This is a genomic window from Streptococcus sp. HMSC065H07, from assembly GCF_001837325.1.
Classification (GTDB): domain Bacteria; phylum Bacillota; class Bacilli; order Lactobacillales; family Streptococcaceae; genus Streptococcus; species Streptococcus salivarius_H.
On record NZ_KV832043.1, the window covers coordinates 114,183 to 129,052 of the forward strand.

Here is a 14,870-nt window from a genome sequence, read left to right on the forward strand (position 1 = left end):
TAACGAATTACCGATTTCTGTCCCACTCTCTTTTCTTGTTTTTCCTAATATTACTTGAAAATGATAGTAGAATAGAGTTAGTTAACGTAAAGAGGATAAAGGAATATCTGAGAAAACACAAGTCAAAAAGGGAGCAATATCCAGACTATTATTTTGTCTAGAAAAGCAGGTCTTGATTGGAAATGTACCACAAGTCTAAGCAACTTACGATGTTTGACATTCTCTTTTTAGGAAACTTAGCTTTCTATCCACTATGATAAATTTTTTCATGTTATAATAGATAGACTAGATGACAGGGAGAAAAGATAAAAACATGATTACATCAACGTATGATTGGAAAATAAACACAAAAGAGCCAGATGCTGGCTTTTTTAAACTTGCCAAAGAACATGGGCTGGCAGAAACTGCAGCCAAGATTGCCTATGAACGAGGCATTACGACAGAAGATGCTCTTGAAGACTTTCTAAAGGCTGATTTATCACACCTTCATGATCCTTATCTTCTTCATGATATGGATAAGGCAGTGGCTAGAATTCGTCAGGCCATTGAAAATTATGAGCAAATCTTAGTCTATGGAGACTATGATGCGGATGGGATGACATCAGCATCGATTGTCAAGGAAGCTCTTGAAATGATGGGAGCTGAGGCTCGAGTCTATTTGCCTAACCGTTTCACAGATGGTTATGGGCCAAATGAAAGTGTCTACAAGTACTTTATTGAGCAGGAAGGCATTTCACTCATTGTTACAGTGGATAATGGGGTAGCGGGGAATGAGGCTATCGCTTATGCGCAAGAGCAAGGTGTGGACGTTATCGTTACAGACCATCACAGTATGCCAGCCCAGCTTCCAGATGCCTATGCCATTGTCCATCCAGAGCATCCAGATGCCGATTATCCTTTTAAGTATTTGGCAGGTTGTGGTGTAGCTTTCAAATTGGCAACTGCCCTCCTTGAAACTATTCCTACTGAGATGTTGGACTTGGTAGCCATTGGTACCATTGCCGATATGGTTAGTCTAACGGATGAAAATCGTATTATGGTCAAGGTCGGCCTGGAAATTCTAAAGACTACTGAGCGTATTGGACTGCAAGAGTTACTCCGTATTTCAGATGTAGACCCAACAACGATTTCTGAAGAAACGGTAGGATTTAAGCTGGCCCCTCAACTCAATGCCTTGGGGCGCTTAGATGATCCAAATCCAGCCATTGAACTGCTGACCGGATTTGACGATGAAGAAGCCCAAGCCATTGCTCTGGAAATCAATGCTAAAAATGAAGAACGTAAGGAAGTTGTTCAAAAAATCTTTGATGAAGCCATGACTATGGTGGATTTGGATAAACCTGTTCAGGTTTTGGCCAAGGAAGGTTGGCATCCTGGCGTTCTAGGTATTGTGGCGGGGCGTATCATGGAACAAATCAGTCAGACAGTAGTGGTTTTGAATATTGAAGATGGCTTGGCTAAGGGTTCCGCTCGTAGTTTGGAATCTATCAATATCTTCCATGCCCTTGATGACCACCGAGACATCTTTACTGCTTTTGGAGGACATGCTGGAGCGGCGGGGATGACCCTTCCTGAAGAAAATCTTGGACGACTATCAGAGATTTTGTGTCATTATGTCTACGATAATGACATTGATACGAGTGCCAAAAATACGTTAAATTTAGACGAGGAGCTCCAGCTCAGTGAGCTTAGCTTGGATACCATCAAGAGCCTTGAAAAATTAGCACCTTTTGGTATGGACAATAAAAAGCCAGTCTTTTGGCTACATGATATTACCGTTACTCAAGCTAGGACTATGGGACAAAACGGAGCCCATCTTAAGTTTAAGGTTAAGCAAGGCAAGGATAGCTTTGATGTTGTCGCTTTTAACAAAGGTAATCTTCTTCAAGAATTCCAACAAGCTCAGGGTTTGGAATTGGCAGTGACCTTGTCTGTTAATGTTTGGAATGGTCAGACAACGCTCCAGCTCATGCTAGAAGATGCGCGTGTGGATGGTGTTCAGTTATTTGATTTTCGCTCAAAAAATATGGCACTACCTGAAGGCCTACCAACGGTAGAAGAAGCATCAGACACTGAACCTGCGGTTGTCCTCAACACCTTACCTGATTCAGCAACGGAAGTAAAAGAGTGGTTTGAAGGTAAAGATTTCCAGGCTATCTATTTTAAAAATAGTATTAAGGAAGCCTATTATCTGACTGGATATGGAACGAGAGAGCAATTTGCAAGGCTCTATAAAACCATTTACCAATTCCCAGAATTCGATGTTCGCTATAAATTGGATGACCTCAGTCATTACCTTAAAATCGATAAGATACTTCTGATTAAGATGATTCAGATTTTTGATGAATTGGATTTTGTGACTATTGATAATGGTGTTATGACAGTCAATAAAGAAGCTGAAAAACGTGAGATTGAGGACAGCAAGATTTTCCAAGATCTTAAACATCTTGTCAAGTTCCAAGAACTTATGGCTTTAGGGACACCACAGGAAATTTATGACTGGCTTTATAAGTAGGGGAGTACTTAATCCAAAGGATTCGTCTTGAAATGAGGGTTAGCATTTTCTAAATCTGAAGATTCATGCTATAATGATATGTAAATATTTTTTTGGCGAAAAGCCTATAGGAAGAACAAATGAAATTAGAAGATTATATTGCATCTATTGAAAACTACCCTAAAGAAGGGGTTACTTTCCGTGATATTAGTCCTTTGATGGCTGATGGAAATGCTTATAGCTATGCTATCCGTGAAATCGTTCAGTATGCGACTGATAAGAAGATTGACATGATTGTTGGTCCTGAAGCGCGTGGTTTCATCGTTGGTTGTCCAGTTGCTTTTGAACTTGGTATTGGCTTTGCTCCAGTTCGTAAACCTGGTAAATTGCCACGTGAAGTGATCTCAGCAGATTACGAAAAAGAGTATGGTGTTGATACACTTTGTATGCATGCTGATGCAATCAAACCAGGTCAACGTGTACTTATCGTTGATGATCTCTTGGCGACTGGTGGTACCGTCAAAGCTACAATTGAAATGATTGAGCGCCTAGGTGGTGTCGTTGCTGGCTGTGCCTTCTTGATTGAGCTTGATGGTCTTAATGGACGCAAAGCTATTGAAGGTTACGATACTAAAGTATTGATGAACTTCCCAGGATAAATCTATCTATGAATTAACAAAAGGCCTTAGGGCCTTTTTAACTCTTTTAAAATATAAGTGTTCTCTAAGTATAGTTTAAAGCTATAGCTAACTAGAGAAAATATATATTTGATAACAATACCTCCCCGGTTTATAATATGAAGATAGAATAAATAAGGATGGAGATATTGTTATGCCTATAAAACTTGATAATAAGTTACCAGCTCTTGATGTATTGCGTTCGGAAAATGTCTTCATCATGGATGAAAACAGAGCTAGTAGCCAGGATATTCGACCAATGGAGGTCTTAATCCTTAACCTTATGCCAACTAAAGAAGTGACAGAAACTCAGTTACTACGTCTTTTGGCTAATACGCCACTTCAAATTAACGTCGAGTTTCTTTATATGGCTAGTCATAAGTCAAAAAATACCCATGCCGAACACATGGAAACCTTCTATAAGACTTTTGATGAAATTAAGCATAAGTATTATGATGGTCTCATTGTAACAGGTGCTCCTGTTGAGCAAATGCCATTTGAGGAAGTGGATTATTGGCAAGAATTAACACAGGTGTTTGACTGGTCTAAAAAGCATGTTTATTCAACCCTTCATCTGTGTTGGGGAGCTCAAGCAGGTCTCTATTATAAGCATGGTGTCGACAAGGTCCCATTGTCAGAGAAATTATCTGGTATCTATAAACAAACGGTTGACATGCCTGAAAACTTCCTTATGAATGGCTTTGATGATAGCTTTATGTCACCGCACTCACGCTATACAGAGGTTAGGCTCGAGGATATTAAAAACAAGACGGATTTAGATATTGTTGTGTCAGGACCAGAAGTTGGCTTATCCATTCTAGCAAGTAAGAATCTTCGTGAAGTATATAGTTTTGGTCATTTTGAATATGACCGTGATACTCTGGCAAGAGAATACCGAAGAGATTTGGATGCAGGTATTAATCCAGATGTACCGGCAAACTATTTCCCAGAGGATGATCCAAGTCAGGAGCCTAAACTTCGTTGGAATCTTGCGGCATCTGCTTTCTTTAGCAATTGGATTAACTATGCGGTATATCAAGAAACACCTTATCGTTTAGAAGAGTTGGAAGACGATTTTTCATTCTACGGTTATTTGTAGTAGACAGTCTCAAAGGACTTATGTGAGAGCATTTGACTTTTTGGGGTGTCTAGCTACTCTGAAAGGTAAATATGAGTTTTTTTGAACAGTATCGATCAGGTAATCTGGTCCTTCCTAATGCTTTATTTTTCCACTTTAAGGATATTTTCCCATCTGCGGATGACTTTCTGGTTTGGCAGTTTCTCTATCTACAAACGACAACCCAGATTGGAGAAGTGGCTTCTAGTCAGATCGCGCAAGCAACTGGGAAGACGCCAACTGAAGTTAATAAAAGTATTACAACATTAACTGAGGCTGGACTTCTTGATTTCACGACTATTAAGATTAACAATGAAATTGAGATGGTTGTAGATGCCTCACCTGCCTTGGCAGTATTGGACAAGTTAGTAAGCAATGAAAAGACAACGGCAGGACCTGTCGTTGGTCAGCCAACCAATACCCAGCTCATCAAGCAATTAACAGATGAATTGGAACAAGCTTTGGGAATCTTGAATCCTATGGTTGTCGAAGATTTAAACAAGGAAATCCAAGAAGAACATACTGATCCCGAACTTATCCGTGAGGCTTTGAAAGAAGCAGTATTTAACCGCAAGACAAATTGGAATTATATAAAAGGAGTTCTTCGTAACTGGAAATTAAGTGGTATTACAACTAAAATTCAAGTTGAAGAGCGTCGTTTGGAGCATCAAGGTAAGAAGCACCATCATCAGGTTTCCGATGACTTCAAAACAGGAATGGATGCCGCCCGTCAATTATGGGGTGGCCAATAATGTTAGGAAGAAAACGTGTTAATGAGGCTCTAGCTCTCATGGGAGGGATGTTTCCTAATGCTCATGGAGAGTTGGAGTGGGAAACGCCTTTCCAGCTATTAGTTGCTGTTATTTTATCAGCCCAGACAACAGACAAGGCTGTTAATAAGATTACACCAGGCTTGTGGGCGCGTTATCCAGAAATTGAGGATTTGGCTTCTGCCAACCTCGATGATGTTGAGATGTGTTTGCGAACGATTGGTCTTTACAAGAATAAAGCAAAGAACATCATCAAGACTGCTAGAGCTGTTTTAATGAATTTTGATGGACAGGTTCCGAAAACGCGTAAGGAATTGGAAAGTCTACCTGGTGTGGGACGAAAAACGGCTAATGTGGTTTTAGCTGAGGTTTATGGCATTCCTTCGATTGCAGTAGATACGCACGTCTCACGTGTTTCCAAAAGGCTAAATATCGCCCCAGAGGATGCTAGTGTAGAGGAAATCGAAGCAGAATTGATGAAGAAAATCCCAAAGAAGGATTGGATTATCAGCCATCACCGTATGATTTTCTTTGGACGTTATCATTGCTTAGCTAAGAATCCGAAATGCCAGACCTGTCCTCTTCAAAGTTATTGTAAGTATTATAAAGAAACAACTAAGAAATAAGCTGAAGAATGTGATTTTCTTCGGCTTTTTACAACTGTAAGAATTTGTTACAAACTAGTAACTTGACAAAAGTCTCAGGCTTTAAGAAAATAGAAGAAACGATTTAGAAGCAGGAGCGATTTAGTGAATGGCTGAATTCAGTAATGAAGAGTATCTGAGAGCCTTAGCTGATAATGGTGATAGAGAAGCAGCCAAAGAATATGAGCAAGCTTTGGATAATCGTATTTTTCAGTTGCAGATTTCATTGGCTCAAACGAGTGATCCACAGGGTCGTAGGGAAGTGCAAAAGCTCTTGGAACAAGAGGAAAAGAAAAAAAGGGACTACTTTCAAGAAAAAGAGGAAAAAGCTGTGAGCGAATTTAGACGTCGTAAAAATGAAACTACAAAGGGAAGAAAAGTTTCGAGTTTTGACAAACTCAAAGATCCTAAAATCATTAGATGGGTAATTGGAGTTGTTGCAGTACTTGCAGTGGTTATTCCTGTTGTTACCTTGATGTGGTATAGTAATAACCAAAAAGAGAGTGAAACAAATCCATGGAAAAATGGTCAGTTGGCAAAAAGTAAGGAAGCAGCTGCAGCATCATCTGATAATCAATCCTCTCAAGTTGATACCTCATCTTTGTCTGATCAACAGTTAGAAGACTGGGTTGTTTCTACCTATGCTAAAGAACAAGGTTCAACTGGAGAAAATTATAAAAATCTAGGTTGGAATGTTTATTCATGGACGGATGATGATGATAACCTAGTTTATGCTCAACTTTATGATGCCTATGGTAATGATGTTCTTCTTTTCCGTGTAGATAAGAAGGGACAACTTGAAGCCTATGGTGGTATTGACGGTTCAAGTGATTCTTGGGACGTCGTTTCAAAAAAATATACAACCGATTAATGAAACCATATAAAACATCTGATAATGGTGGTTGAGACTGTCTTTTGACAGTCTTTTTTGGTATAATTTTAAGTAATCGTGTATACAATTAAAAAGCCGACTGAGAAGATTTGGGGATGATAGTTCTGCAGAACTTTTTTAATGTCTTCAGGTTTTCAAGGATAGCTTAAATAAAGGAGAGTTGTCGTGTCAGACTATTTATCGGTCACATCCTTAACCAAATATTTGAAAATGAAATTTGACCGTGATCCTTATCTAGAGAGGGTATATTTGACGGGACAGGTTTCCAATTTTCGTCGCCGCCCGAGTCACCAATATTTTTCGCTTAAGGATGAAGGAGCTGTTATTCAGGCGACGATTTGGGCTGGAGTTTTCAAAAAACTTGGTTTTGAACTCGAAGAAGGTATGAAGATCAATGTCGTAGGTCGTGTCCAGATTTATGAGCCTAGTGGCTCTTATTCCATTATTATCGAGAAGGCTGAGCCGGATGGTATTGGAGCTTTGGCTATCCAGTTTGAACAGCTTCGTAAAAAATTGACTGCAGAAGGCTACTTTGATGATCGTCATAAGCAAGCGCTGCCTAATTTTGTCAAAAAAATCGGGGTTGTCACAAGTCCTAGTGGTGCGGTTATTCGAGATATTATTACGACCGTTAGTCGTCGTTTTCCAGGGGTAGAAATCTTACTTTTCCCTACCAAGGTTCAAGGTGAAGGAGCTGCACAGGAAATTGCTGAAAATATTCAAAAAGCCAATCAAAGGGATGACTTAGATTTACTTATCGTTGGTCGTGGTGGAGGTTCTATTGAAGATCTCTGGGCTTTTAACGAGGAAATTGTTGTTCAGTCCATTTTTGAGAGTCGTCTACCTGTGATTTCAAGTGTTGGTCACGAAACAGATACGACTTTGGCTGACTTTGTTGCAGATCGTAGGGCTGCTACACCTACAGCAGCGGCAGAACTTGCTACTCCAGTATCAAAGGCCGATACCTTGGTTTGGATTCGTGAAAGACAAAATAGAGCCTATCAAGCCTGTTTGAGACGTATACAGTACAATCAAGAACGTTTAGCTAAACTGTCACAATCTGTTGTCTTTAGGCAACCTGAGCGCCTTTACGATGGTTATTTACAAAAGTTGGATCGACTAACAACAAGGCTTGAAACCTTCGTGAGTCAAGATTTCGAGCGAAAGCAAAAAAAAGCGGAACTTTTGAAACAACGGTTACAAGGCTTAAATCTTCTGAGTAGTGTTCAGAACTATCAAGACCGTCGAGAGTCTTTGCAACGTTTATTGGTGACCACAACCAAGAACACCATTAATGGTAACCGTGTGAGATTAGAAAAGGCACAGGATGCTTTATTGTCTCTAGATACTAGCCGTATTGTTGCAAGGGGTTATGCCATTGTCAAAAAAAATGATAAACCTTTAACCAGTACCAAGAATATTACCGAAGGTGATCAATTAACCGTCCAAATGAGAGATGGAGAACTAGAAGTAGAGGTGAAAAATGTCAACTAAAAAAACATTTGAGGAAAATTTACAGGACTTAGAAGCCATTGTCACTAAGCTCGAAACAGGAGATGTTGCTCTTGAGGATGCTATTGCTGAGTTCCAAAAAGGAATGGCCTTGTCTAAAGATTTGCAGAAGACCTTGGAAGATGCTGAAAAGACACTAGTTAAGGTCATGCAAGCAGATGGTACAGAAACGGAAATGGATGCCTAATGAGCAAGCTAAATAAAATTGATGCGGCTATCCGTGATTACTACCAAAAAAAGAATCTTCCTGTATCAAGTGATTTAATCACTGCCATCCTTTATTCAGTTGATAGTGGAGGCAAGCGTATTCGTCCACTGATTTTCTTAGATTTACTTGAAGGATTTGGTTTAGAGCTTACTCCTAGTCATTTCGATGTTGCTGCAAGTCTTGAAATGATTCATACTGGAAGTTTGATTCACGATGATCTGCCGGCCATGGATGATGATGATTACCGTCGAGGACGTTTAACCAACCATAAGAAATTCGATGAAGCAACGGCAATCTTGGCTGGAGATTCTCTCTTTTTGGATCCCTTTGACCTTCTGGCTCAAACAGAGCTATCAGCAGAAATTCGAGTTCAATTGATTCAAGCATTGTCTCATTCCTCAGGAACCTTCGGTATGGTAGGTGGCCAGATGTTGGATATGAAGGGTGAAGGTCAGGAACTTGATTTGTCGCAACTGGCTGAGATTCATGAGCATAAGACTGGGAAGCTTTTAACCTTTCCTTTTGTGGCGGCTGGTATTGTTGCTCAAAAAGATCAAGAGGTTTTGGAAAATCTCCAAGAAGCTGGTCGTTTGATCGGCCTTGCCTTTCAAGTCCGTGATGATATTTTGGATGTGACTGCTGATTTCGAAGAACTTGGAAAGACACCTGGAAAAGATGTAGTAGCGGGGAAATCAACCTATCCGGCTCTTCTTGGTCTGGAAAAATCACATGCTATCCTCGAGGAATCACTCAATAAAGCGGAGGCTATTTTCCAAAATCTAGCTGAGAATCAAGGTTTCAAGAAAGATAGTATTATAGAAATCATAGAAAGGTTACGACTCCATGCCTAAGGAAAGAGTAGACGTCTTGGCTTATAAACAAAGCCTTTTTGAAACACGAGAACAAGCAAAACGTGGCGTAATGGCAGGTTTAGTTGTTAATGTTATCAATGGTGAGCGTTACGATAAACCTGGTGAAAAAATCGACGACGGTACAGAGTTGAAGCTTAAAGGTGAAAAACTTAAGTATGTGAGTCGTGGAGGACTCAAACTTGAAAAAGCTTTGGAAGTTTTCAATCTGTCAGTTGAAGGTATGACGACCATTGATATCGGAGCCTCAACAGGTGGGTTTACTGATGTTATGCTTCAAAATGGGGCCAAACTGGTTTATGCTGTTGATGTCGGCACCAATCAGTTGGTTTGGAAATTGCGTCAAGATGAGCGTGTTCGTTCTATGGAGCAATATAATTTTCGTTATGCTGAACCTGTCGATTTCACAGAAGGACTACCCTCTTTTGCATCAATCGATGTCAGCTTCATCTCTCTTAATCTGATTCTACCGGCTTTGGCTAAGATATTGGTTGATGGGGGGAAAGTTGTTGCTCTTGTGAAACCACAATTTGAGGCGGGCCGTGAACAAATTGGGAAAAACGGGATTGTCCGTGAGAGCAGTGTCCATGAAAAAGTGCTAGAAACAGTGACTGCTTTTGCGGTTGACTATGGCTTTTCAGTTAAGGGGCTGGACTTTTCACCTATCCAAGGTGGTCATGGTAACATTGAGTTTCTCGCACACTTGGAGAAGACAAATTCTCCTCAAAATGATGCTCAAACCTCTATTAAGGAAGTTGTAGCACAAGCACACAAGGAGTTTAAAAAGAATGAAGAAGAATGATCGTTTGGAGTTAATCCGAAAGATTGTCCAAGAAAATAAAATTACGACTCAAGGAGAATTGGTAAAATTACTCCAAAATGAGGGATTAAAGGCTACTCAAGCGACTGTATCGCGTGATATCAATGAAATTGGTATTACCAAAGTACCAACTGAAGACGGTTCTTACATCTATGGGCTCTCAACTGCTCCTAGACGAGTAGGTGGAACCTCTGTTGCGACTCGTCGCTTGTTGCGCGTTGATCGTCAACATGCCTTTATGAATATCGTTGTTCAACCTGGGACAAGCCGCCTCATCAAGAAGATTCTTTTAGATGAGTACAAGCATTTGATTTTTAGTGTTATTGCTGATGATGATACCCTCTTTTTAGTGGCTCAGTCAGAGTTAGCAGCTATTGAACTACAGGGGCAAATCATTAAGTGGGTTGAAGAATAGGAGGGCCTATGCTTCTCGAAATTACGATAAAGAATTTCGCAATTATTGAAGAGATTTCTCTAAACTTTGAGAATGGTATGACCGTCCTTACTGGTGAAACAGGTGCTGGTAAGTCCATTATTATAGATGCTATGAATCTTATGTTGGGTGCTAGGGCTTCTAGTGAGGTCGTCCGTCATTCAGCATCTAAGGCTGAAATTCAGGGCTTCTTTTCAATCGAACAAAATCCTGCCTTGGTTAGTATCTTGGAAGATAATGGGATTCCTATTGAGGATGAATTGATTATCCGTCGTGAAATCTTCCAAAATGGTAGAAGTGTTAGTCGTATCAATGGGCAGATGGTCAATTTAACGACACTTAAAGCTGTTGGGCACTTCTTGGTAGATATCCACGGACAACATGACCAGGAAGAGCTTATGAAACCTGCTCTGCATATTACCATGCTTGATGCCTTTGGTGACAAGGAATTTTTCCAGACTAAGAAAGAGTACCAGGAGTATTTTGACCGCTATCGTGAGTTAAGAAAATCCGTTCTTGAAAAGCAGAAAAATGAGCAGGAGCATAAGGCACGAATTGAAATGTTAGCATTTCAGATTGCAGAAATTGAAGCAGTCTCTCTAAAATCAGGAGAAGATTTGGCTTTGATGCAGGAGCGAGACAAGCTTCTTAATCATAAGCAGATTGCTGATACCTTAACAAATGCCTATGTCATGCTGGATAATGAAGATTTTTCAAGCCTTTCAAATGTTCGTTCTGCCATGAATGATCTCCAGTCTCTTGAAGAGTATGACTCTGATTACAAAGAACTCTCTGGAAATCTATCAGAAGCCTATTATGTTCTGGAAGATGTCACTAAGCAACTAGGTGACCTTTTGGATAATCTGGACTTTGATGCTGGGCGTTTACAAGAGATTGAACACCGCTTAGATACCATTAATGCCATTACTCGTAAATATGGTGGGACTGTCGATGACGTCTTGGATTATCTGGAAAATTCAAGTAAAGAATACAATCTTCTGACAGGAAACTCTAGCTCGTCAGATGCTATGGAACAAGAGCTTAAGCAACTTGAAAAGGAACTGCTTGCGTCTGCGGAGACCCTACAAACAGCACGCCATCAAATTGCTACTGCTCTTGAAGCTGAGATTAAGAACGAGTTATGCGACCTCTATATGGATAAGGCTGATTTCAAAGTCACCTTTACTAAGGGGAAATTTAATCGTGATGGTAATGAGCAGGTTGAGTTTTACATCTCAACCAATCCAGGTGAAGGCTTTAAACCGCTTGTTAAGGTAGCTTCAGGTGGCGAATTATCTCGACTCATGTTAGCGATTAAGTCAGCCTTTGCCCGCAAAGAAGATAAAACAAGTATCGTCTTTGATGAGGTTGACACTGGCGTTTCAGGACGTGTTGCCCAAGCCATCGCTCAGAAGATTCATAAGATTGGGAGTCATGGTCAGGTCTTGGCCATCAGTCACCTTCCGCAAGTTATTGCTATTGCTGATTATCAGTTCTTTATTTCTAAGGAAAGCGATAACGAGACAACTGTCTCTCGTGTTCGTCTTTTGACACCTGAGGAAAGGGTGCAAGAAATCGCTAAGATGTTAGCAGGTGATAACGTGACGGAGGCTGCCTTGAGCCAAGCAAGAGCTTTGTTAAAGGTGGATGACTCTCTTTAGGAAAAGACTTGGGAAAAACTTTCCAGTCATGCTATAATAGAATAAAAATTTGTGTTAAGCGAGAAAATTATGAGTAAAATCAGAATTGTAACCGATTCGTCAATCACGATTGAACCAGAATTGGTTAAAAAATATAATATCACTGTTGTCCCATTGTCGGTAATGGTGGACGGTGTCATCTATTCAGATAGTGACCTTCGAGAAGAAGGCCGTTTCTTGGAAATGATGAAGCATAGTAAAGAGTTACCAAAGACAAGCCAACCACCTGTAGGTTTGTTTGCTGAGACATATGAAAATCTTGTCAAAGAAGGTGCAGATCAAATTGTGGCAATCCATCTTATGCACACACTCTCTGGGACATGTGAAGCCTCACGTCAAGGAGCTAGTCTTTCAGGAGCAGATGTAACTGTCATCGATTCAGGCTTTACGGATCAATGCCTCAAGTTTCAAGTTGTTGAGGCAGCTAAATTAGCCGAAGCAGGAGCTAGTCTTGATGAGATTGTAGCCCATGTTGAAGAAGTGAAAAATAAATCGGAACTTCATATTGGTGTTTCTACCCTTGAGAATCTGGTTAAAGGTGGTCGTATTGGACGTGTAACAGGTCTTCTGTCTTCATTGCTCAATATCCGTGTCATCATGGAGTTGAAAGACTATCAGTTGAATACGATTGCTAAGGGGCGAGGAGCTAAGACTTTCACGAAATGGTTAGATTCTTATATTAATGGTATCAAGGATAAGGACCGCAAAGTGGCAGAGATTGGTATTTCTTATGCAGGGACACCTGATTTAGCACATGAACTGGCTAAAAAACTTGAGGTTTTAGGTGCTCCAATTTCAATCCTTGAGACTGGTTCCATCATTCAAACGCACACTGGTGAAGGCGCCTTTGCCGTAATGGTTCGTTATGAATAAGTGGAAAGAATCAGAATTAGTTAGAAGCCTCGTAGGCTTCTTCTTGCTTTTTCTCTTATTTGTCGGCCTCTTCATTTTTATCGTTCCTAGTATGCATCAGTCATCAAAAATTGCAGAAAAGATTAAATCTATTAAAAATGAAAATGTGACCTATGTTGCTATTGGTGATTCCCTTACTCAAGGGGTAGGTGATAGTAGTAATCAAGGAGGATTCGTTCCTGTGCTATCACAGGCATTAGAGTCAGATTTTGACTGGCAAGTAACTTCTCGTAACTACGGTATTGCGGGGAATACAAGTAATCAAATTCTCAAAAGAATGCAAGAAAAGAAGGATATTCAAAGAGATCTCAAAAAGGCTAAAGTGATGACTCTGACAGTTGGTGGTAATGATGTGATCCATGTCATTAAGGACAATATCACGAATCTTAATGTAGCTACCTTCACTAAGCCTGCTCAGGCCTATCAAAAGAGATTAAGACAGATTATTGAGCTAGCTCGCAAGGAAAATAAAACATTACCAATTTATATTGTTGGTATTTACAATCCTTTTTATCTTAATTTTCCAGAGATGACAGAAATGCAAACTATTGTAGATAATTGGAACCAGTCTACTGAAGAGGTGTGCAAAGAGTACGATAATGTGTATTTTGTTCCTGTAAATGATTTGCTTTATAAGGGAATTGATGGTAAGGGCGGTGTTACAAGTTCTGATGATACCTCTCAGTCTAGTAAATCTTCTCAAGATAGCCTGAACGATGCTCTTTTTGAGGATGATCATTTTCATCCAAATAATACAGGTTATCAAATTATGTCAGATGCCATTTTGAAACGTATTAACCAAACAAAGAAGGAGTGGTCAGGTGAGTAAGATATGGAAGTGGCTATTTTTAGGACTCTTGGCCTTAAATCTAGCCCTAGTAAGTGTTGTGACATATAGAATCATGACTCCAGTGGAGACGACAAGTTCTGTATCCCTTCCCAAGGGAGCAACTAAAATTGGAAAATATAGTATGACTAAGGATGAGCTTGACGCTGCTCTTACAGGCTTTGCCCAGGATTATTCGACTGATAAGATGCGTTTCAAGGTCAAGGTTACCAATTCTAAAATTGTTTTTGAAAGTAGCTATAAGGTTTTAGGTCATCCTGTTCCTCTATATGTCTATTTTACGCCGGTTGTTAGTGAATCAGGAGCAATTGTACTGCATGTTTCTGAGCTTTCAGCTGGAACCTTGAAACTGCCTGTTTCGGATGCCCTTAAGATGATTAAACGTTCGACTAACCTTCCTGATTACATCGCAATCGATAGTAAGAAGGGAAAGGTTACCCTAAATATTCAGTCTATGAAGAATGAGAAGGGGATAACAGCACGTGCTCAAAGCCTAGATTTGGTTAATGACCGTATCGAATTTGACATCTATAAGACAATAAATTAAAAAGCCTTTACTTTTTGCAAAAAAGCGATTAAATTAGCGTTTATTACTTGACCTCATAAGTCTTTTAGGATAAGATAATACTTGTTCAAGCGCTAAAAAAACTATTCGCTTAGAAATAAATTGGAGGATTGTTACAATGGCTAACAAACAAGATTTGATCGCTAAAGTTGCAGAAGCAACTGAGCTTACTAAAAAAGATTCAGCAGCAGCTGTAGATGCAGTTTTCGCTTCTATCGAAGAATTTCTTGCTGCAGGTGAAAAGGTACAATTGATTGGTTTCGGTAACTTTGAAGTACGCGAACGCGCTGCTCGTCAAGGTCGTAACCCACAAACTGGTGAAGCTATCTCAATCGCAGCTTCTAAAGTTCCTGCATTTAAAGCTGGTAAAGCTCTTAAAGACGCAGTTAAATAATGTAAAAACCCCTAAG

Annotated in this window: 16 protein-coding genes; all 16 read left to right on the forward strand. The window is 39.9% G+C overall.

The window, feature by feature from the left end:
• Positions 1-313 precede the first annotated feature (313 nt).
• Positions 314-2,515 (forward strand): single-stranded-DNA-specific exonuclease RecJ, encoded by a 2,202-nt coding sequence (recJ, locus tag HMPREF2637_RS08995; protein ID WP_064524654.1) that lies wholly within the window; start codon positions 314-316, stop codon positions 2,513-2,515.
• Between the two features lie 119 nt (positions 2,516-2,634).
• Entirely contained in the window at positions 2,635-3,153 is a 519-nt protein-coding gene (locus tag HMPREF2637_RS09000; protein ID WP_002890753.1) for an adenine phosphoribosyltransferase, read from the forward strand.
• 172 nt (positions 3,154-3,325) lie between these two features.
• On the forward strand, positions 3,326-4,270 hold the full coding sequence (metA, locus tag HMPREF2637_RS09005; protein WP_060971484.1) for a homoserine O-acetyltransferase MetA: 945 nt from the start codon (positions 3,326-3,328) through the stop codon (positions 4,268-4,270).
• A 71-nt stretch (positions 4,271-4,341) separates the two neighbouring features.
• Positions 4,342-5,040, forward strand: coding sequence for a DnaD domain-containing protein (locus HMPREF2637_RS09010; RefSeq protein WP_002890756.1), 699 nt, complete (start codon positions 4,342-4,344; stop codon positions 5,038-5,040).
• Positions 5,040-5,684, forward strand: coding sequence for an endonuclease III (nth, locus tag HMPREF2637_RS09015; protein WP_064524650.1), 645 nt, complete (start codon positions 5,040-5,042; stop codon positions 5,682-5,684). Before HMPREF2637_RS09010 ends, nth begins: the two co-directional genes overlap by 1 nt.
• Positions 5,685-5,811: 127 nt before the next feature.
• Complete coding sequence (locus HMPREF2637_RS09020; protein ID WP_048674575.1) at positions 5,812-6,573, forward strand: hypothetical protein; 762 nt, start codon at positions 5,812-5,814, stop codon at positions 6,571-6,573.
• A gap of 186 nt (positions 6,574-6,759) precedes the next feature.
• Entirely contained in the window at positions 6,760-8,088 is a 1,329-nt protein-coding gene (gene xseA, locus HMPREF2637_RS09025; protein WP_064524648.1) for an exodeoxyribonuclease VII large subunit, read from the forward strand.
• The gene (locus HMPREF2637_RS09030; protein ID WP_002884058.1) at positions 8,078-8,293 is read left to right on the forward strand and encodes an exodeoxyribonuclease VII small subunit; all 216 of its coding nucleotides are present in this window, start codon (positions 8,078-8,080) and stop codon (positions 8,291-8,293) included. Before xseA ends, HMPREF2637_RS09030 begins: the two co-directional genes overlap by 11 nt.
• Positions 8,293-9,165, forward strand: coding sequence for a polyprenyl synthetase family protein (locus HMPREF2637_RS09035; RefSeq protein ID WP_048674581.1), 873 nt, complete (start codon positions 8,293-8,295; stop codon positions 9,163-9,165). Before HMPREF2637_RS09030 ends, HMPREF2637_RS09035 begins: the two co-directional genes overlap by 1 nt.
• Positions 9,158-9,985 (forward strand): TlyA family RNA methyltransferase, encoded by an 828-nt coding sequence (locus HMPREF2637_RS09040; RefSeq protein ID WP_064524645.1) that lies wholly within the window; start codon positions 9,158-9,160, stop codon positions 9,983-9,985. The genes HMPREF2637_RS09035 and HMPREF2637_RS09040 overlap by 8 nt, the downstream gene beginning before the upstream one ends.
• Positions 9,972-10,418, forward strand: coding sequence for an arginine repressor (locus HMPREF2637_RS09045; protein WP_002890762.1), 447 nt, complete (start codon positions 9,972-9,974; stop codon positions 10,416-10,418). The genes HMPREF2637_RS09040 and HMPREF2637_RS09045 overlap by 14 nt, the downstream gene beginning before the upstream one ends.
• A gap of 8 nt (positions 10,419-10,426) precedes the next feature.
• Positions 10,427-12,097 carry a DNA repair protein RecN gene (recN, locus tag HMPREF2637_RS09050; protein WP_064524644.1) on the forward strand — a complete coding sequence of 557 codons (1,671 nt, stop codon included), beginning with the start codon at positions 10,427-10,429 and terminating at the stop codon, positions 12,095-12,097.
• 69 nt (positions 12,098-12,166) lie between these two features.
• Positions 12,167-13,009, forward strand: coding sequence for a DegV family protein (locus tag HMPREF2637_RS09055; RefSeq protein ID WP_064524642.1), 843 nt, complete (start codon positions 12,167-12,169; stop codon positions 13,007-13,009).
• Positions 13,002-13,877, forward strand: a complete 876-nt coding sequence (locus HMPREF2637_RS09060) for an SGNH/GDSL hydrolase family protein (protein WP_064524640.1) — start codon at positions 13,002-13,004, stop codon at positions 13,875-13,877. Before HMPREF2637_RS09055 ends, HMPREF2637_RS09060 begins: the two co-directional genes overlap by 8 nt.
• On the forward strand, positions 13,870-14,442 hold the full coding sequence (locus HMPREF2637_RS09065) for a YpmS family protein (protein WP_064524638.1): 573 nt from the start codon (positions 13,870-13,872) through the stop codon (positions 14,440-14,442). The genes HMPREF2637_RS09060 and HMPREF2637_RS09065 overlap by 8 nt, the downstream gene beginning before the upstream one ends.
• A 136-nt stretch (positions 14,443-14,578) precedes the next feature.
• Positions 14,579-14,854, forward strand: a complete 276-nt coding sequence (locus HMPREF2637_RS09070) for an HU family DNA-binding protein (RefSeq protein WP_002884048.1) — start codon at positions 14,579-14,581, stop codon at positions 14,852-14,854.
• Positions 14,855-14,870 lie beyond the last annotated feature (16 nt).

What these genes read in the sequence shown, in the direction of transcription:
- recJ (WP_064524654.1), top strand. Translation starts at nt 314, where the DNA reads ATGATTACATCAACGTATGATTGGAAAATAAACACAAAAGAGCCAGAT.
- HMPREF2637_RS09000 (WP_002890753.1), top strand. Translation starts at nt 2,635, where the DNA reads ATGAAATTAGAAGATTATATTGCATCTATTGAAAACTACCCTAAAGAA.
- metA (WP_060971484.1), top strand. Translation starts at nt 3,326, where the DNA reads ATGCCTATAAAACTTGATAATAAGTTACCAGCTCTTGATGTATTGCGT.
- HMPREF2637_RS09010 (WP_002890756.1), top strand. Translation starts at nt 4,342, where the DNA reads ATGAGTTTTTTTGAACAGTATCGATCAGGTAATCTGGTCCTTCCTAAT.
- nth (WP_064524650.1), top strand. Translation starts at nt 5,040, where the DNA reads ATGTTAGGAAGAAAACGTGTTAATGAGGCTCTAGCTCTCATGGGAGGG.
- HMPREF2637_RS09020 (WP_048674575.1), top strand. Translation starts at nt 5,812, where the DNA reads ATGGCTGAATTCAGTAATGAAGAGTATCTGAGAGCCTTAGCTGATAAT.
- HMPREF2637_RS09030 (WP_002884058.1), top strand. Translation starts at nt 8,078, where the DNA reads ATGTCAACTAAAAAAACATTTGAGGAAAATTTACAGGACTTAGAAGCC.
- HMPREF2637_RS09035 (WP_048674581.1), top strand. Translation starts at nt 8,293, where the DNA reads ATGAGCAAGCTAAATAAAATTGATGCGGCTATCCGTGATTACTACCAA.
- HMPREF2637_RS09040 (WP_064524645.1), top strand. Translation starts at nt 9,158, where the DNA reads ATGCCTAAGGAAAGAGTAGACGTCTTGGCTTATAAACAAAGCCTTTTT.
- HMPREF2637_RS09045 (WP_002890762.1), top strand. Translation starts at nt 9,972, where the DNA reads ATGAAGAAGAATGATCGTTTGGAGTTAATCCGAAAGATTGTCCAAGAA.
- recN (WP_064524644.1), top strand. Translation starts at nt 10,427, where the DNA reads ATGCTTCTCGAAATTACGATAAAGAATTTCGCAATTATTGAAGAGATT.
- HMPREF2637_RS09055 (WP_064524642.1), top strand. Translation starts at nt 12,167, where the DNA reads ATGAGTAAAATCAGAATTGTAACCGATTCGTCAATCACGATTGAACCA.
- HMPREF2637_RS09060 (WP_064524640.1), top strand. Translation starts at nt 13,002, where the DNA reads ATGAATAAGTGGAAAGAATCAGAATTAGTTAGAAGCCTCGTAGGCTTC.
- HMPREF2637_RS09070 (WP_002884048.1), top strand. Translation starts at nt 14,579, where the DNA reads ATGGCTAACAAACAAGATTTGATCGCTAAAGTTGCAGAAGCAACTGAG.